We start from the raw sequence: 17,585 nt of genomic DNA, 5'->3' as shown, positions 1-17,585 counted from the left end.
TCGCGATCGTTCCAGTAGCTGGCGCGCGCATCGTCATTCACATAACGGTCGCCTTTGCGGAGATTCCAGACTTCATCCGCACGCTTAAACGCCGCCTCGGCTTTGGAGACGATTTCCTGCGCCGTGTCCGGCCGCCCGATATCCAGCGCCGCATCCCACATGGATTTAAACGCACGCTTCAGGCTATCCGCTGCCGACTCAATCGAGCCCATGTTGTCACGTAGGCTCTTTGTCTGATCGCGAAAACCATTAGTCGCCGCATCGTTAGCCGCCTGCAGCGCTGCCGCCTCATCCCCGGATCGTTGCAGTTGCGCCACATAGGCAATCTGTTCGGCGGTGACGTTGTGGAATTGCTGTGCCATGGCAATCAGGCCAGAGGTCGGATCGTTTGTCAGTTTCCCGAACGCGGCCGCCACTTTATCGACAGGCACACCCGACGCCTCGGTGAATTTCGCCACCGCCTGGCTCATGTCATCGAACCGGGCACCGGCGCGCACGCCAGCGTTAACCAGTTCGGTGAGTGCGCTGCTGGTCTGGTTAAACGTCAGTCCCGCCTGCTCGCCGGACTTCGCCAGCACCAGCATGCGGTTTGAGGTCAGCCCTGCACTGTTACCGGAAAGGACCAGCGTTTTATTGAAGTCGGACAGCGTGGCCGAGCCCTGATACCAGGCATAAACCATTGCCCCGGTAGCGGTTGCCAGCGCACCGACACCGACCATAACCGGCGATATTGAGCCCAGCAGCGCGCGGAAGGTCGGAATGATGCCGCCGAACGAGTCTTTCACCTGACCACCCTGCTGCAGCAGAATGAGCCATGGGCTCTGACCACCGGCCAGCTGGGTGGCAATATCCGTAAACTGCGCAGGCAGCATGCGCATCGCGGCGTTGTACTGCCCCACAGAAATACCGGCCTTTTTCGCCGCGCTCTCCTGCCGGTTAAACGACTGCTGTACCTTCAGCGCGGAATCATTCGCCGCATCGCCGGTCTGCTTAAACTGCCGTTTAACGTATTCCATCTGTTCGTTGAACTTCGACGAGTTAACGTCAAGGTTAACGACCAGGTCACCCACTGCCGTCTGGGCCATAGCGAACGCCTCCTGAAATGCCCTCGGCCTTTGCCATCAGCACATCATCACCGGGTTCATCGTCGGTAATATCCTCCGCTGAAGGTGACAACAGGCTGAAGCTGGCAGGGGTTGATGTGGTTTTGGGGTTAAGTGCGGTGATGACGATATGCATCAGCGAGGAAAAATGCGCATCCATCTGCACATCATTAAAAAAGTTGTCCTGGTAGAACGTTCGCCAGTCGGCGTATTCCGTTGACGACATACCAGCAAGCATGGCGCGCCAGTCCGGCCGGCGAAATTCGCGCGCCAGTTTCAGGACGAATGTCAGCTCACTGGCGAGGACTTTTCCAGACTGACTGGCTCGGTCACTACATCATCCTGTGACGGATTGGCTTCCGGTGGCGGCACCATGCCGGACAACAGTTTCACGCGGTACTCCGCTTCGGCAATAAACTCCAGCGGCCAGGTCATCAGCACCTCATTCTGGATCTGCTCAACATCTTCCTTCGGCGTGTTGTGCGTCCCTTTCAGGGGATGCGCATGCCAAAGCGACATGGCCACCAACAGCGCGCCGGAGGTAATCGTCATATTGAGCGCCGCCTGCATATCTGCATCGGCGACTGTTTCCAGCGCTTTCAGGTGTTCAAGATGTTCAATGCGCTGCAGCGCCGACAGTTCATAGAGCGTGACGGTCACGCCGTTGCGCTCGAACGGTTCTGTTTTTAAAAACATGGGGTACTCCAGGAGGCGGGGCCGAAGCCCCGGTTATCAGGAAACGGTGACGCTGCAGGTCGCAACAAACAGCCCGTCGTTGGTCATCACGATAATGTCGGCTTTCCCAGCTGCAATACCGGTCACTGTCAGCACTGTATCAGCCACAGATACCGTCACGATCCCGGCATCCGTGGTGGTGGCCCGGAACGATTTATCGCTGGCGCTGGCTGGCGCCACGGTGACATTCAGCGTAGTGGTGGCAGCAACTGCAAGGGTGGCGGTCGATTTATCCAGAGTTACACCTGTGACATCAATCACCGCCGCAGCGCTTTCCTCAGCGAGTCCCGGCTTACCGTTGTTGCTGATTTTGACCGAGCGGGTGATGGTGTCTTTTGCCGTGACCGTTTTACCAAGACTGCTTACCCAGCCACGGAACACGTCGACAGCGCCATTCGGGTATTTGATTTTGTATGCCAGCACGGTACCGTCGTCGAACCAACGAACCAGCTGCTGCTGACCGCTTTCTGCCGGTTTCCAGGCCAGCGTAAAACTGGCCTCACCCGCCGATTTCTGCCCCTGCGCGGTCGCCGTCCAGTCTGCATCCTCATCGTCCAGGTAGGTATCGTCGTTTGATTCGGCGGTCAGTTCGCCCGGCTGCAGGTCTTTAATCTTCGCCAGGCGAGTCCAGTCAACATCCGATAGCGGGTTAGCAAACGGGTTACCTGTTCCGGAATAAGTCCAGAGCGTGGTGGTGGCGCCCTTTACCGGCGCCAGTGGGTTTGGTGTAGTCATTACGTCCTCACATTTCGTAAGTAATGGAATATTTCAAATCAGCCGAACTCCACAGCCCGAGATCGTCATCGCGCTGGTAGTCATAACCCTGCTGCACGATGTTGGTGATAAGCCCGGCAAGCCCTGGCACATCGTTCATTACCGGATAAATTCGGGACTCCATCCAGTTATCCAGATCTGAATCCGGCACCTGCGCCGGTAAAAAGATTTCGATATGCAGCGTGGCCTGCCAGGTATCCGTATCGAGCTCTTCACCGGTGTATTCGGCATCCGTCAGATAGATCGCGATAGCGGGAAAGTCGCCCTCCTCGAGTACTGCCGGACGCCCATCAAAATAGAGAGCCTCTTCACCAATCTGGATTTCCAGCGCGTTGATGATGGCCCTTCGGATATCACTGTGTTTCATCGTTTCAGAATCAGCCTGAGTTGGTTTTTAAGGGATGCCCGCAGTTCTTTGGGCATATCCGATTCCATGAGCTTCGGCAGCGCATCTCTGAACGCATTCGTCAGCGGTGTAGCCAGGGGAATGCTGACCACTTCAATCGGGTAGCGGGGTTTGGACGTTCGTCGCATGACATGCCAGCGACCGTTCTTCAGTTGCTGAATAAAACCGCCCGGGAAACGAAAAGGGCCAATTCGCAATTCGCTATTGGCCCCTTTCTTATCCCGTTTTCGGCGTGATAATCGCACGCTGGCGGTCCCCAGTTTTATCGCCGGCAGATTGCCCCGGTTAACCCGGATGAGCGCTCTTGGCTTTTTCGTCGTGGCGCGCTTTATCCTGGCGCGTTGCTTCACCAGCTTTCTGGGAACACGGGTATCTTTCGACACCACCGCAACGCTTCGGTTAACAGCCCGGGTGGCCACACGGTTGACCGCCTGCGCCGAAGCGCGAGGAACTGCCGTGCTGCTGATGCTGTTCAGGTTCGTCATAGCCTGTTCAAGCCCTTTTATCGACATCACATCTCCTTAACGGCGACGGGTTGATGCGGGAGGAGAACCCGTCCCTAGCCAGATATGACAGGAGCCGCAATCATCCGGGCCAATACGTTCAACCCAGAAAGGCTTTCCGTTAATGTCCAGCGTGTCCAGCCGCGCCAGCTGCTCAATCGTTGCTGATTTCACAAACAGCGACGGACTGGTCCCCTCGATACGGACGCCGGGTGTGGCGTAACCGATATTCTCCGGATCATCGAAAACACCACTCAACGCGACGCCAGAAATCGCGCCGGACGTTACCGTTGCCGAAGTCCCCATAACCTGCCGAATAGTGTCATCGGCCTGTGTTATTGCAGCATCAAAAAGGTTATCGAAATCAGCCACAGAGCCCCCTATTAGTGTTCGCGCACCAGTCCGAGCGCAACCAGGCTGGCCGCATCAGTTTCTGTCACGCGGATCACCGTTCCCGCCTCAACAATAGAGACCGGTTCATCTCGGGTCGCTTGCCACGCCTCAATGTGCAGCGTGGCCAGCGTTTCGACGGCCACCAGCGCGTCATCAGTGCTGCCGGTTAACACCGTATTTGCTGGCGCCACAGGTTCTACGGTGCCGGGTGATGTCGCTCCGTCACTCACGCCACCATTTTCAACGCCATCGGTATCCGTGCCGCCATCCAGTTCTTCCTCCAGCTCCGCAATGCGCATTGAGAGCTCCTGAATGGTGCCACCGGTATTCACTTCCCGGCCGAGCTGCACGCCAAGCTCATTAAGGCGTGCGATCAACTTTTCTTTTTCTGTCATGAGAACAGCTCCGAAACAGGGCCCCGAAGGGCCACAGAATGGAAATCAGGCGAGTTTGACTGACACAAATGCATCCGGATCAGCCAGTAGCATCAGCGGTGCGGATTGGATCATGGTGAACTCACGCGCCGGGTCACCGGTTTGCACCCAGTTTTTCGGGTAACGCGCGGAGGCGTTAATACCTTCACGCTGGGCATCCACATCCTGAATGCAGCCGTAAGTACGCAGCCCGCGCGCCTGGGTATTACCCAGTACCATGCTCAAATCCGGCAGGTAGTTCTTTTTGGTGTCGTCTTCAATGTACTGCCCGGAGTAAACGACAATGGCCACGTCGCCATACATCCCCTTATAGGAGACGACTTCGCCCAGATCCTTCAGCGCCGTTTCCAGTTCAGAGTTAGAGCCACGACGGGTGTCGAGCTTCTCTTTTACCGCCTTGAACGAACGGAACAATGCCCAGCCTTTCGGATCAAAGACGATAATATTGACCACACCGCTGGCGTTCAGCGCGTAGGCTTCAATATCGTCGGTAGGGTCATAGGTTTCTTTGTCACGACCGCTCCAGGCCGCGGCACCAGCCTGAATGATGTTGTTGCCGGCGCTGCGCCCCATATCCACTTCAACCGGTTCAAACGCTTCACCGGTCATGGTGTATTTACCGTTGAGGACGGCAGCAACGGCCTGCTTCTCCTCCACCTGGGCAATTGCCAGCTCTTCATCCTTCATGTTCTGCAGGATAATACGACGGCGACGGTAAGCCGGGTCAGCCAGGTTTTTCGGATCCTCATCCGGCAGGCGGCGCAGCGTCATCTGCGGGTTTACTTCGTGCTTGGGTTTCACGTAACCCGGCGTAAACTCAGACGTTGCACCGCCGCGGGACCGGATGACCTTGCCGGAAACAACAGGCGAAACGTAAAGCGCCATGTTGACCATGCCTGGGATCTGCGACAGATAGACCTTCTCAGTGCTGAAGGGGTAGCTTTCACGGAAGAAGATGCGCAGGAAAAGCGGATCAAACTTGAATTTCTTCTCATTGACCGCCAGAAGTTTGGCTGTAGTGTAAATTGACATAGATTTTTCCCGTAAAAAAAGCCGCGATGGCGGCTTCTATGGATGATGGTTGCAGTTCAGAAAAGGGTCAGACGATGCTGATGGCGGTACCCGCAAATGCGTTGCGCTTGATGTTTTCATCCGTCACCGCATCCGGCCAGCGCACATCTTCAATGCGGAATGAGCCGGACTTATAGAATGCCAGCTCGGTGTTGCTCTGATCGGCAGTCACCGCCAGCACGCCGCAAGCGGCTCCCGCATGCTGGCCATCCCAGACAGTCAGTTTGCCGGAAGTGGCATCCAGCATCAGTGGCGTCATCGCTGGTACTGATTTCGTCAGTTCACCTGGTGCATAACCGGTATGCGCCGGATCACTGTTCCCGAGGGGCTGGCTGTGTGTAAATTGTTCAGTGTTAGACATGTTGACCTCTTAAACAGGCGTATTTAACAAATCGTCACCCGCATCAGCAGATGAACTCCCTGCCGCTACGGTGCCGGGTGCGGTTTCCATCAGACGATCCAGCGCGGTATCCGTGCGGGCCTGAGCACTCTGAGGCGCGGCGGCAAGAATGCGCTGCGCACTTTCCACCGTCATGCCTGGCGTTTCAGCCAGTGCGCGCGCCTGTGATTCGCGCCCTTTTGCCTCATCACAGTTCAGGATCCCCATAATGCGACCATTTTCAGCAGCGACCGCCGCCGCGACCTGGCTGCTCACATCAACAGATGCGGTGGTTGCAGGGTCAACGACCACAGCGGGTGTGTCAGCGGTGGCCACGGGCTGGTTAGCAGCAGCCGTTGCTGCTGGTTGAGTGGTATCTGCGGATGCAGTAGTACCTTTCATGCTTCCTCCTCGGGAAATCATCGTTCGTTTGTTAATTGCATCGCGCATAACGTTCAGCGCATCCATGTTGTTGACCAGCTGCTCCGCCAGCCCGTTGTCTACTGATTCCTGGCCTGAAAATACAGCCGCTTCAGTATCCAGAACGGCCTGGACCGACATGCCGGTATAACCCGCCACCTTTTCAGCGAACATCTGCCGGGTAGCGTCAATGCGCGCCTGAAAATCTGCGCGAACCTCTTTGGGTAATTTCTCGTAGGGGTTCCCGTCCACTTTATGTTCGCCGCTGTATATCAGCGTGACCTCGACACCGCTGGTTTTCAGGGCAGCGCCGTAATTGCTATGGGCCATCATGACCCCGATGGATCCCGTTCTGGCCGTCTGTGTCACAAGCCGGCGCGAGGCAGCACTGGCAATCAGCTGGCCTGCGCTGCAGTTCATATCGTTGGCCAGCGCCCAGATGGGTTTGATATCGCGCATACGGGCAATAATGTCCGCACAGTCAAAAGCCCCCGCCACCATTCCGCCGGGGGTGTCCATATCCAGAAGAATGCCGTCAACACCCGGATCACTGATGGCCTGTTGAAGACGGGCGATAATGCCGTTGTAACCCGTCATCCCCGAATATGGCTGGAGAGAGCGGGTTTTACTGACCAGAGTCCCGGATACCGGCAGCACCGCGATCCCGTTAGTGACCTGATAGCTTCGTGCCGGTTTTGGCCCCATGTCTTCATCATCACCAAAGAGCGCCAGCGGCTCAGCCATCTGCTCTGCACCGAGCGTCACGCCAGACACGGTGTCGGTCAGGCGGGTAATACCCAGCTGGCCAGCAAGCGCGCAAAAGAAAACCCGCGCATAGGCGGGTTCAAGTAATAACGGCTCATTGAAAGCCATACTGGCGATGTGCGGGAGATTACGCAGCTCGGGCGTCATCGTTCGCCTCCTCATTTGATTTCTTCAGTCCAGACTCAAAGGCAGAAGCCGCCCAGGCTGGAGGTTTTAGACCAGCAGCGCGACGTTCCATCGTTTCACGTACCTGCTGCGAAAATATTTCCTGATAGTCGTCTCCGCGCTTGGCACACTCCTTCTCATAAGTGCTCAGACCGGCCTCAATGAGCATGACGGCCTCCTGCACTTCCTTCAGCCCATCTATCGCCATACGGCCTGAGCCTATCCAGTTGGCATTGCCCCAGGCTGTTCTCGCTTCCTGAAAACTGAATCTCGCTCTGGATGGCAACGTCACCACCCGGCGAACAATAGCCTCCTCCAGCCAGCACACAAACATCTGGCAGGCCTGTCGGGCTGCCACGAACTTGCGGCGGCCCATAAAGAACGCCCAGGACTCGTTAGCGCTGGCGCGTGCAGTGGAGTAGCTCATCTGCGAATAGTTGCGCGAAAGTTGCTCATAAGACACACCCAGACCAGCAGAGATATAACGCAGCAATGATTGTTCGAACGTCGAAAAACCGTTGTCCGTATCCTGCGCTGACTGAAGATTCAGGGAGTCACCCGGCATCAGGTGAGGAACCTTCGCGCCACCAAGGCGAACCGGCGCTGCGGTATAATACGAGGCCATTTCACCCAGCCAGCCCGTCATCTTGCTCTGCTGGTCTTTGCTGTCAGAGCCGAGAATAAAGTCCATCGCGGTTTGCGTATCCAGCTCACTTTCAATCGTCGCCGCGTACATCGCCTTAACGATAGCGCTCTGGAGCTGCGTATTTTGCAGCGTATCGAGCATTTTCATTTGCTCCATGACGCTGTAAAACGCGTTGGCTCCGCGCGTCTGTCCATCTTCCAGCGGTTCAAATACATGGATAAAGGACGGACGGCCGCCGGGCAGCTCGCGCGGAATGTAGGCCCATTTCTGTGCCATCCATCCCGGATATCCGTCTTCGCTGACGTAATAGCCCAACGCGGCGCCACCGTCGTTTGTTCTGACACCAGCCCGACAGTTTCGCGTGTCTCCGGCATTATTGGGGTTGCTGATGCGTTTCGGGCTGACCATCTTGAACTGTGTCCGGAAGAGCCGCGTTGAATCACTGTCCCAGGTGGGCTGGACACACAGCTCGCCGTTAAATGCATGAGTCGCGACACCTTCGCGGATCATCATCGTAAACGTCCGCTTGCGCTCAGCATCGATCCCGCAAAAATCATCTTCAGCATACTCATACCAGGCGGCCTCCACCTCCCTGGCAAATGCGCGGCTTTCTTCTTCTTTGATACCGAGATAACGCCAGCTCGGGCAGTAACTCAGTCGGAAGAAGGAACCGACAATGTGATCCTGATGAAGCTGCACGGCGTTTGCCGCATAACCGTTATTTCGAACCAGATCGTCAGCTCGCGCATTACCACGGGATAAATTAGGCAATAACGCAGCATCCGCGCTTTCGCTCGGTGGGTTCCAGGCGCGTAACTGGCCGCCAAAGCCACCAGCACCACCGTGATACCCGGCGTAGTCCCGCAATGCGGTTTTACCGTCCGGCCCTAACAAAGCAGGTGTTTTCATGCGTAAAATCCTGCCGGTCCCCGGCGTCGTTGAGTAATGCCAATCTGTGATTCAAGTTCGGCAATGTATTTTTTCAGGTCGGCCACTGAGGTCGCGGTGAACTCAACCCGCCTGCCGTCTTTTTGCACCGTTGCCACCCGCTTTCCCATCATGAGGTCATGCAACGCAGCGCGGGCGGCATCCAGATCGGTCTGTGTCGCCATTATTCGTCTCCAGATAATGCCCGGGCATAATCCGCCAGGGTCTTGTTATGGGTTCGCCCCCCTTCTTCCTCCAGCAAACTGGCCAGAAGAGAATCGAGATTTAACTGCCAGCGCGAAATACTGATCCGAAGCGCAGCCAGCGCATAAACGAAACAGTCCAGCGCCTCGTTTCGTCGCTTTTTGCTGTCCCAGAGGATCTTCTTCTTACCATCCACCCATTTTTCAACCTGCTCCTCAGCAGTAAGCTGTTGTGCTTCAGCCAGGTCGTAAACGTCGGGGTTGTTTGGGAAATGCACAGCGCCGGCGAGGGGTTCATCACCTTCGGGCTGCAGGGTAAAGCGGTTGTAGATCTGCTCTTTCGCCGTGTCCGTCCCGACTTCCGTCAGATACACGCCGTTCTTGTTCCGTTTGCGCGGCATGCTGGCCACCGGTTTGCCATAAACAGAGGCCCCTTTGATGGGGATAAGACGAAACAGGCCGTGCTTTTTCGAGCGGTTGTATACGATGGTTGGATCGATACCGCCGATATCCCAGCAAATACGGGATATCGACATTTCAACGCCATTTTTCCGGGTGTAGGCCCTGTTTATAGCCTCATCCACCCTGATGAGGGTGGCTTCATCATCATGTCGTCCCATGATGATCTGCCGGTCAATCAGCCAGCTTTCTTCACCCGGCCCCCATCCCCAGACGCGCATCTCATAGCGATCAAGCTGTGAGTCAATGCCAGCGGTCAGGTAGGCCACCCGGTCAGGTACTGAGGCAGAAAAGTGTTCTTTCCGTTCCGCCATCACGTCCGCATCCGGGCGTTCGCCAATCTTCGGCTCCCATGTCTCACCCAGCGTGGTATTCACGAAGGTTTTACGCTTACCGGTATCCCCTTTCGTCTTGATCCAGTCTTTTACTATCTGCACCCAGGTGGTAAACGGGCTGTATGCCGTCCAGATGTGGAAAGTGACGCTGTCTGGCGGTTCAATGTCGGTACCAGAGGATGCAAACCAGTTCAGGCCATCGCGTGTCCAGATCCCCGTCTCATCGCAGATGTAGCGAGCCTGCGAGAAATCCAGCTCCTGCTGCTTAATGACGCAGGCGTTATGCTCGCAAAGGTAAAACACGCTGGCCGGTTCGCCAGGCATCCACTTAAACCCGAATGGTGTTTCCTTATCGCCAAACTTCAGATATTGCTCTTCCCCACAATGAGGGCAGGCAACGTGAAAACGCATAAAATGCCCGGACTCACTCGCGGCACGCTCAATCTGGCAGGTTCCCTTTAGCTTTGGCGTGGAGCCACGGATTGACTTAGGCCAGACAGAGCCCTCAATACGTTTATCACCGAGGAAGGTGGGCGATCCCTCTTTCTCAATATCTTCATCAAATGCCGCCAGCTCATCGTAGCCGGCAACATCGACCGATTTCTCACGGTAATTTTTCGCCGCCTTACCGCCCAGACACCAGAAGCCGCGACCGTTGGAAAAGCGCTTCATACTGAGCGTATTGTCGCGGTTCTTTTTGCCGTACCACGGCGCGAGCGACAAAAGCGAGGGGATATCACGGATAGTGGGCTCAACATGAGACTTCATGAAGTTCTCAGCATCGCCATCGGTTGGCAGCCAGATCAGCGAATTGCGCTGCTTGTGTTCGATGAAGTACGCATACACACCGAGCAGCATTTTCGAGTAGCCAACGCGGGCCGATTTAACGACATTCACCTCTCGGATATAGTCATTGCCCATCGCATTCATAATGGCCACCTGGAAAGGCAGCGTTTCCCATCGCCCTTCCTGGTATGCCGATTCTTTTGGCAGATAGTAATTCTCGTCTGCCCACTCTACAGGTGTCATCGGCAATGGACGCTTCAGGACAGAGAGACCTTCTCTCGCAGCCTGCACGAAGTTATTCATCTGTATTTCTGTAATACTCATCCGCAAAATCCTGCATTTTCTCCGCGGACTCAACGCATTTATTAGCCCCCTTAGCAACCAGCTCTTTTAGATAAGCCAATTGCCGGTCGGTTAACTCAGGGAATTTTCTTTGCATCGAAAGCGGAATACTGTCCAAAACAGATGCCAGTTCCCCGGACAACCGGGACAAAGCAAAAATAGAGAAGGCTGTATCGATAACCTTATGCTCAGCTATCTGGTTTTTTAACCGCTGAGCAATGGCCTGTTCTGAAGTGAGCTCAATCCTGGCGACTAACAACTTCTCTTCATGATCGTCATCAGCACTGTCGTCATCCGAATGGGAGTTGCGATTGCGCTGGAGGTAAGAAAGATAAAAATAACGCCACTCGTCCGTATTAAGTTCGCCCCTTTTTTTTGGAACTGGCGCACCTGGTAATTTCTGCAACCTGCGCAACTGCCGTTCCGTCAGGCGTAAATGTTCCGCCACCTCCACCTGAGTTGCCACACGTCACCTCATCTGTTTCTAGCCTGCTCTCCCACTTCAAACGGCGGATCTACCCGGAAAGTGATGTAAAAAACCACATGTCCGGTTCAGAGTTAATTGCTTTCCTTTAATTTCAATACGTTGAAGTCAAAACGAACCGGACATCCTTCCCGGAAAAATCTCATAAATAGCGAGAATCTGCGCGGACGCCGCCCCGTAGCGCACCGAAGTGCTGGAAAGGACCCGTAAAGATGCGAATAATTATCACCCGCGTCTGATGGCCTGCCAGATTGCTCCACCGGGCCTGCAGTTGAGCCTGATACTCTCTTCAATGCTTTTATCTATAAGCTTTCGCAGGTCTGACATTGCTTCTGCCTGCTTTGCCGCCGCACTCGCTGTGTTTTCCATCACGTTCTTCAGAATGCTTTCAATGTTGATTGAAAGGGTATGCGAGGAATCAGCAACAGATTGCTGGGGCATAGGGTATGAGGTGAATACGTTGTTGATAATAACTTCACCACTTGAGATACAGCATGGGGCCGACTTGTTCAGTGCCCAGTCATTGTTCGGGAGCTCTTCAAGCTCAACCGGCAAAATCTCGTCGTTAAGTGGCTTTCCTTTCTCATCAACCAGCATGGCGACAATCAGATAACCATCAGGAACCATAATTTGCTCGCTGGCTACCCATGGTTTCTCCGAGTATCCACCACGCGAGAACTCGCTAAGCACAATTGGTACGGGAAGGATGTAACGAAGTTGAGGGGAGCCCCACAACGGAACAACCGCACAGATCCGCGCCCTCAGTTCACTGGCGCTTTTACGCGTATTGCCCTCACCATCTTTTATTGACACACCGACAGGTGGTAGCGTGACAAGGGCATTCATCATCTGATAGGTACTTTTCATAATGTTTCCTTTTAGGTGTGGGCCTGTCGCACGGCAATACCGCCCGAGAGCAAACGGATTGCCCAGGCTCACTACTGAAAGACTCTCTTTGATGTGCGCGTGTGATGCGCATAAAAAAGCCCCACTATTGTGGGGCTGCTATTTAGAACTAGCGAACTTTAGGATGCAGAAACAAAGTAAAGATCTACTTTAATTAGTTTATCTAAATGCGTGATGAAATAATCTTGATTTCTCTTCCCTTGAGTATATTCATTATATGCCGACATAATGTTGTTCCATAATTTTTCAACATCTGTATCTTTAAATAGTTTTTCCGTAGCAAACCAATATCTAGCACACATTTGCATAGAATCTTCTAACTTTTCAAATTCTTTCGCCAGACCTTTAAAAGCGTTTATTTGCACGTCTAGAAGCTTTGTTGTTCTCAGCTCATTTTCACTATAAAGAAGATTTCTTCCGACCCTAAGTTGCACTGGATCAATTTCATTAGGTTGCCAAAGGGTCACAAACTTAAGTTCTAACAATGCCATTTTGAAATCTTTCTTAGATTTCAAAACCTCTTGGTGTCTCCAAGTGTTTAAAGCAGTTTTTGCAAAAAATAAGGTTATCATTGACACAATGGCAGAAACGGTTGTCCCTATCATTGAAAATAAGGCAATTTTATCAGCTGTTGACATGATCCCTCCGTAAGTGATGGGATACTTTAGCATTATCGCAGGCACTCAGGGAATGCCTGCTGTAATGCCGTTAGTCATCGAGCTGTAAGACACCGTGTTCCAGTGAATCTGAATAAGCTAGCAGCCCTTTGTATTCTGGGATAATCTCGCCATCATCAGCTTCAAATTCCGGGATTGTCCCAGTGGTAATGGTATATTGCGGCTGCCCGTCTTCTCTCGCGAAGATTGCCAGTTCTTCAATCTGTTTTGCCGTAAGAACTACAGTCATGCTCATTCCTCTGTTGGTAAAAAGCCCCGCTATTGCGAGGCGATAGGATTATTATTGGACTCTCTCACTGAGTTGTAGATACGCTCGCACGTCATCCCTGCCCGGTAGCTTTCGTCAGCTCGTCCAGCATAATATCGAGCTTCTTCTGCAAGACTTCCGAGCATGTCGGCGAGCATTGCGGCGTCGGCTCCGGCTGTTTTGCTTCTGACGGCAGCGGCGAGATCTGCGGTGTGCTTTGCGGCGTCCAGGTGGGCAGCGAGTTTTGTTGCTTCGGTGCGCAGTTGCTTAACGCTGGCAGACAGGCCAGCAGAAGTAACGGCAGCACGCGCTGCTTGAGCTTGAGCATCTTTAACGGCCTCATCCCGGGCTATTGTTCGCCCTTGTTCAATCATGCGAGCAGCGGTCTGTGCGTTCGCTTCCTGTGAAGATTCCGCGCTATCCCGGTCAGCCCACTTTATTTTCCAGCTGCGGTTCGTCCACTCACTACCAGCAAGGAATGCACCAGACAATGCGACAACCACGATAATGCAGATGCTGGTGGGCTTCACTGGTCTATCCCCCAGCACGTCAGCGCGCTTTCCTGGTCCCGTCGTTCTACCTGCCCATAGCAGCCATTCTTCTGGCCTTTGGTCAGGCGGCAATCGCGGCCACCGTCTTTAATCCACCAGCGGATAGCTTCACAGGCTCCTTTCGTATCGCCAGCGTTCATGCGCTTATAGAACGTTGACGGGTAGCATTTGCCCGGCCCGATGTTGTAGGGGCAGAACGACGCGATGCCGACCTTCTGCGGCTCAGTCAGCGACACTTTGATATTACGGTCAACCCACGCCAGCGCCTTGTCACGCTCAATAGCGTTAACCTTCTTACATTGCGCCTCGGTAGCGGTTTGACCTTTCACAACAGGCTTACCATCGATTACGGTGACACCATGACATAACGACCAGATGCCACCGGGATCGACAACTGCCACCAGCGCATTGCCTTCTTTCTCACTGATAAACTGGTCAAATAAAAAAGGCGCCGTTGCACCTGATGCAAGCAGCGCCAGCATCGCCGCGCTAAGCTTCGTTTTGTTGACGGGCATTTAACCGATCCTCCCGCTCTTTACGACGGTAATACCAGTTCACGCCGCAGGTGATAACGGTGCATGCGATACCGACAATAATTGCCCAGTCACTTAAACCGAGTCCTGCCACTTTGTCGGCCAGCATCCACGATACCTCTTTAGTTATTTCGGCATGGGCCTTTGCAGAGACACCGCAGCCAGTCAACGCGGTTCCCGTCCCATATGAAAGTCTGCTGTAAATTGTGCTCATTCTGGTCATAGCCTCACCTCCGGATAATTCGGATGGTGCTGTGTGTGTTGGAAAGGGATCAGGCTCGCGGGCTCTTATGTCAAAGGGTAAGTTAGGAGTGATACCCAGAGCCTGAAATGAAAAATCCCCGGCATATGCCAGGGATTGAATGGTTTGATTGACTTATTTTGGTGGTAGTAACGGTCCCTCAAGGACCTCTGTGTCATCGCTATGGCAAATGCCAAATACCAGTGACTCGCTTCCCTGTTTCTAGGTCATCAAATGCCTCAGGTGTAAAGTATGCCACTTCAACGACACCATTATGCTGAATCCAGTAATAGCCGCGTTTCATCAACCTCCCCGCTTATCATCAATCATATCTCAGGATATTCATCCCATCTTCGTACAACTGTAGAGTCTAGACGTAACAAGTTCTGGTGACCTACAGTTCAAAGCTCAGGAGTAAATCCCAGGCTACGGGTTAGCATCCAGATACAGGAAGGAAAAAACCCGCTCCGGAGAGCAGACTTTTGGTAGGGTATATTTCACATCGCTTTACTACTCAAGGTTAAAGAAGAATGCGCCTGCCACCAACACCCCTGCGGCAATAAGTATTAAAATTGTCATTATCATTTTTCGTTGTAACCCATAAGCAATCATGGCCATTGCTAATATCACTAGTGATAGCATTGGCCATGTGCTTTCAAGAAAAAACAGCATATCTATTGCTCATACCTAAGGCCCACTTTCATAAAGCCTACTCTATAGCCTAAAAAGATACCAGCGGTCATATCGTGGGTAGTTTGCTGTTTGTCTTGCAAATCAATCGTAGTCGCGATTTTCATCAAAACGACGATAGTGCTCTTGCCGATCCTGCTCTTCCATGTCAGCGATATCACAATCCTGAACCCATTGAGCAATACTCTCTTTCAACTCGCTCAAGTCTTCAGGGCGGTGGATCCGATAGTAACCCGAAGTATCATCGTCTTTCGTGAAAATGACTGTGAATGGATTTAACTTATCAGCATAAACGAGATAGATGTCATAGAATTCTGGCTCAATACCTGGCGAAAGATCATCTATGCGTTCTGATTCATCCCATTCAACTTCGACCTCCAGTAGCGCTACACCCAATCGTTCTTCAAGTTCGTCCTGGGCCAGAAACTCTGCGGCATCCGAATCAAACTGTTCGAGCTCTTCTTCGGTGAAAGTCCGAGTACGACTTCTCTCATAGCTATCCGTCATTTCCTGAATCCTTATGCTGTGTGGGTAAACATACAACGTAAAGAGTTACAGAAAGTGAATCAAGAAACAAATGCTGGAGGATTAGGCTCCACCTACTTACATGCTGTTCCAGCGAATAGCCCTGCCCCTTCAGAATTGAGGGCTAATTGAAGTCAGGCCGCGGCTCTTATGTCAAAGGGTAAGTTAGGAGTGATTCCCGGAGCCTGAATTCGATGGCCACCACAGCAACGAGGCCATGGCGTCCGTTATGGTTTACTGAGATTTTCTATTTCACCGACCGTTTGCATGAAGCGATCAGCTTCGAGCTCAACGCCGATACCGCGGCGGCCTAACTCCATTGCAGCTTTCACAGTGGAACCAGACCCCATAAAGAAATCGGCAACAATATCGCCCGGCCTGCTGCTGGCGCTGATGATTTGCTTCAGCATGTCAGCTGGCTTTTCGCATGGATGTTTACCCGGATAGAACTGAACGGGCTTATGTGTCCATACGTCGGTATACGGAACGGCAGCAGATACAGAGAAGCAACGCCGGAGCGTTTTGTACTCTTCCAGCAATTCCGAGTATTTGCGATTCAATGACTGGTAGGTAGCCACCAGCTGGTGGTGAGGATGTTCCAGCTTCTGCTGCAGGTGTTTCTCGATGGCGATCCGGGTAAACAATTCCTGCAGTTTCCGGTAATCCACCTCGTTCGGCAACGACCACTGACTCAGCCCAAACCAGTGGGAAGCCATGTTTTTCTTACCTGTTGCCTCGGCTATCTCTTTCGAACTCACACCCAATGATTCTCGGGCATTGCGGAAATAGTCGATAAGCGGCGTCATGATGTGCTGCTTTAGCTCTGTGCTTTTGCTCTCATAGGCATCTTCTTTCCCTGTATACGGCCCCAGATAATGTTCAGCGAACAGGATCCGTTCCGTTGCCGGGAAGTAAGCGCGCAGGCTTTCTTTGTTGCATCCATTCCAGCGGCCCGACGGTTTAGCCCAGATGATATGGTTCAGGACGTTGAACCGTTCCCGCATCATGATCTCAATATCTGAGGCCAGCCGGTGACCACAAAACAGATAAATGCTGCCGGCAGGTTTTAGGACTCGGGCATACTCAGCTAAACAGCTATCAAGCCAGCGTAAGTAGTCCTCATCCCCTTTCCATTGATTGTCCCAGCCGTTCGGCTTCACTTTGAAGTAAGGCGGGTCCGTAACAATCAGGTCAATGGAGTTATCCGGGAGGGTGGCAATGTAATGCAGACTATCAGCGTTGATTAACTCAACACTGTGTATTTTTACAGTATTTTTCATAGATCAGTAAGCGTAACTCTGATAGGCTCACTTTGCTTTTGCGCTAAAGCGGTGGGCCTTGGTTAGCTTGTGACCTGAAAGCATGAGCTGATGGCTGGCAGGGTGCTACAACACCCACCAGCCGCCCATTTCACAGCAAAAAGCCGCCATTAATGTTCTGGCGGCGCGATTAAACTGGTAGTTAATTGTCTAGTCTCCAGACAGAGTCATCCAATTCAATGTGAATGCTTCCATCTCTAACTTCATAATCAATCAACCCTGTATCTTCGTGAGAATCATTCATATCCCGGCATCCAGCAAAGAAATTAATTCCAACTTCATATTCAAAGTAATCCTCACCAATACTGGTAACTTCAAATGCCCCATCAATAACGGAGTAGCTGGCATCGCCGCCATATCCAGCAAGGAAATAGTCTTCGAACTTTTCAGAGTTCGTTTCCAATAACACCTTAATAGCTTCCAGATTTTTTGGGTCAACACCATTTAAGGGTATGACGTAGTTTTTAACACTCATTTTTCACCTTTTGTGATTTGCTAGGGTGAAAAAATCATAATCGCTAAAGAGTTATGTCAAAAATTATTTTTAAGTCAGAAAAAGATAATCA

General features: G+C 52.7%; 24 protein-coding genes. All 24 read right to left on the bottom strand.

The annotated features are described in order from the left end of the window. The coding region (locus tag ABOC97_RS21945; RefSeq protein ID WP_349601752.1) for a phage tail length tape measure family protein at nt 1-1,085 on the bottom strand (1,085 nt) is incomplete at its 3' end. After that, nucleotides 1,063-1,341: a phage tail assembly protein T gene (locus tag ABOC97_RS21940; protein ID WP_349601750.1), complete on the bottom strand. Its 279-nt coding sequence runs from the start codon at nt 1,339-1,341 to the stop codon at nt 1,063-1,065. The genes ABOC97_RS21945 and ABOC97_RS21940, both read right to left, overlap by 23 nt. A gap of 50 nt (nt 1,342-1,391) precedes the next feature. Continuing rightward, complete coding sequence (gene gpG, locus ABOC97_RS21935; protein ID WP_349601748.1) at nt 1,392-1,799, bottom strand: phage tail assembly chaperone G; 408 nt, start codon at nt 1,797-1,799, stop codon at nt 1,392-1,394. 36 nt (nt 1,800-1,835) lie between these two features. After that, a complete protein-coding gene (locus tag ABOC97_RS21930; RefSeq protein WP_349601746.1) occupies nt 1,836-2,573 on the bottom strand; it encodes a phage tail tube protein in 738 nt (245 codons plus the stop codon). A gap of 7 nt (nt 2,574-2,580) precedes the next feature. Next, nucleotides 2,581-2,979, bottom strand: a complete 399-nt coding sequence (locus ABOC97_RS21925) for a phage minor tail U family protein (protein WP_349601744.1) — start codon at nt 2,977-2,979, stop codon at nt 2,581-2,583. Further along, nucleotides 2,976-3,530, bottom strand: coding sequence for a phage tail protein (locus ABOC97_RS21920; RefSeq protein ID WP_349601742.1), 555 nt, complete (start codon nt 3,528-3,530; stop codon nt 2,976-2,978). The genes ABOC97_RS21925 and ABOC97_RS21920 overlap by 4 nt, the downstream gene beginning before the upstream one ends. A 9-nt stretch (nt 3,531-3,539) precedes the next feature. After that, nucleotides 3,540-3,893 (bottom strand): head-tail joining protein, encoded by a 354-nt coding sequence (locus ABOC97_RS21915; protein ID WP_349601740.1) that lies wholly within the window; start codon nt 3,891-3,893, stop codon nt 3,540-3,542. Nucleotides 3,894-3,904: 11 nt separating this feature from the next. Beyond that, nucleotides 3,905-4,309 carry a DNA-packaging protein FI gene (gpFI, locus tag ABOC97_RS21910; protein WP_349601738.1) on the bottom strand — a complete coding sequence of 135 codons (405 nt, stop codon included), beginning with the start codon at nt 4,307-4,309 and terminating at the stop codon, nt 3,905-3,907. Nucleotides 4,310-4,354: 45 nt separating this feature from the next. Continuing rightward, nucleotides 4,355-5,380, bottom strand: coding sequence for a major capsid protein (locus ABOC97_RS21905; protein ID WP_349601736.1), 1,026 nt, complete (start codon nt 5,378-5,380; stop codon nt 4,355-4,357). A gap of 67 nt (nt 5,381-5,447) precedes the next feature. Beyond that, nucleotides 5,448-5,780: a head decoration protein gene (locus ABOC97_RS21900; RefSeq protein ID WP_349601734.1), complete on the bottom strand. Its 333-nt coding sequence runs from the start codon at nt 5,778-5,780 to the stop codon at nt 5,448-5,450. Between the two features lie 9 nt (nt 5,781-5,789). After that, complete coding sequence (locus ABOC97_RS21895; protein WP_349601732.1) at nt 5,790-7,130, bottom strand: S49 family peptidase; 1,341 nt, start codon at nt 7,128-7,130, stop codon at nt 5,790-5,792. Continuing rightward, the gene (locus ABOC97_RS21890; RefSeq protein ID WP_349601730.1) at nt 7,111-8,703 is read right to left on the bottom strand and encodes a phage portal protein; all 1,593 of its coding nucleotides are present in this window, start codon (nt 8,701-8,703) and stop codon (nt 7,111-7,113) included. The genes ABOC97_RS21895 and ABOC97_RS21890 overlap by 20 nt, the downstream gene beginning before the upstream one ends. Continuing rightward, nucleotides 8,700-8,906: a phage head-tail joining protein gene (locus ABOC97_RS21885; protein WP_172728728.1), complete on the bottom strand. Its 207-nt coding sequence runs from the start codon at nt 8,904-8,906 to the stop codon at nt 8,700-8,702. The genes ABOC97_RS21890 and ABOC97_RS21885 overlap by 4 nt, the downstream gene beginning before the upstream one ends. After that, the gene (locus ABOC97_RS21880) at nt 8,906-10,828 is read right to left on the bottom strand and encodes a phage terminase large subunit family protein (protein ID WP_349601728.1); all 1,923 of its coding nucleotides are present in this window, start codon (nt 10,826-10,828) and stop codon (nt 8,906-8,908) included. The genes ABOC97_RS21885 and ABOC97_RS21880 overlap by 1 nt, the downstream gene beginning before the upstream one ends. Beyond that, complete coding sequence (locus tag ABOC97_RS21875; protein WP_349601726.1) at nt 10,800-11,312, bottom strand: terminase small subunit; 513 nt, start codon at nt 11,310-11,312, stop codon at nt 10,800-10,802. The genes ABOC97_RS21880 and ABOC97_RS21875 overlap by 29 nt, the downstream gene beginning before the upstream one ends. A gap of 243 nt (nt 11,313-11,555) precedes the next feature. After that, nucleotides 11,556-12,197 (bottom strand): hypothetical protein, encoded by a 642-nt coding sequence (locus ABOC97_RS21870; RefSeq protein ID WP_349601724.1) that lies wholly within the window; start codon nt 12,195-12,197, stop codon nt 11,556-11,558. 158 nt (nt 12,198-12,355) lie between these two features. Then, on the bottom strand, nt 12,356-12,874 hold the full coding sequence (locus ABOC97_RS21865) for a hypothetical protein (protein WP_349601722.1): 519 nt from the start codon (nt 12,872-12,874) through the stop codon (nt 12,356-12,358). Nucleotides 12,875-12,944: 70 nt separating this feature from the next. After that, nucleotides 12,945-13,142, bottom strand: coding sequence for a hypothetical protein (locus ABOC97_RS21860; RefSeq protein ID WP_349601720.1), 198 nt, complete (start codon nt 13,140-13,142; stop codon nt 12,945-12,947). A 29-nt stretch (nt 13,143-13,171) separates the two neighbouring features. Further along, the gene (locus ABOC97_RS21855) at nt 13,172-13,708 is read right to left on the bottom strand and encodes a DUF2514 domain-containing protein (protein WP_459253836.1); all 537 of its coding nucleotides are present in this window, start codon (nt 13,706-13,708) and stop codon (nt 13,172-13,174) included. Then, entirely contained in the window at nt 13,687-14,226 is a 540-nt protein-coding gene (locus tag ABOC97_RS21850; protein WP_112205463.1) for a lysozyme, read from the bottom strand. Before ABOC97_RS21850 ends, ABOC97_RS21855 begins: the two co-directional genes overlap by 22 nt. Then, nucleotides 14,201-14,467, bottom strand: a complete 267-nt coding sequence (locus ABOC97_RS21845) for an HP1 family phage holin (protein WP_112205461.1) — start codon at nt 14,465-14,467, stop codon at nt 14,201-14,203. Before ABOC97_RS21845 ends, ABOC97_RS21850 begins: the two co-directional genes overlap by 26 nt. A 792-nt stretch (nt 14,468-15,259) precedes the next feature. Then, entirely contained in the window at nt 15,260-15,682 is a 423-nt protein-coding gene (locus tag ABOC97_RS21840; RefSeq protein ID WP_172728736.1) for a hypothetical protein, read from the bottom strand. 245 nt (nt 15,683-15,927) lie between these two features. Beyond that, nucleotides 15,928-16,980 carry a DNA-methyltransferase gene (locus ABOC97_RS21835; RefSeq protein ID WP_349601715.1) on the bottom strand — a complete coding sequence of 351 codons (1,053 nt, stop codon included), beginning with the start codon at nt 16,978-16,980 and terminating at the stop codon, nt 15,928-15,930. A gap of 181 nt (nt 16,981-17,161) precedes the next feature. Further along, a complete protein-coding gene (locus ABOC97_RS21830) occupies nt 17,162-17,494 on the bottom strand; it encodes a hypothetical protein (RefSeq protein WP_349601713.1) in 333 nt (110 codons plus the stop codon). Nucleotides 17,495-17,585: the final 91 nt, after the last annotated feature.

This window comes from Kluyvera huaxiensis, assembly GCF_040149365.1.
GTDB classification, from domain to species: domain Bacteria; phylum Pseudomonadota; class Gammaproteobacteria; order Enterobacterales; family Enterobacteriaceae; genus Kluyvera; species Kluyvera intermedia_A.
This window is presented reverse-complemented; position numbering and strand designations above follow the sequence as displayed.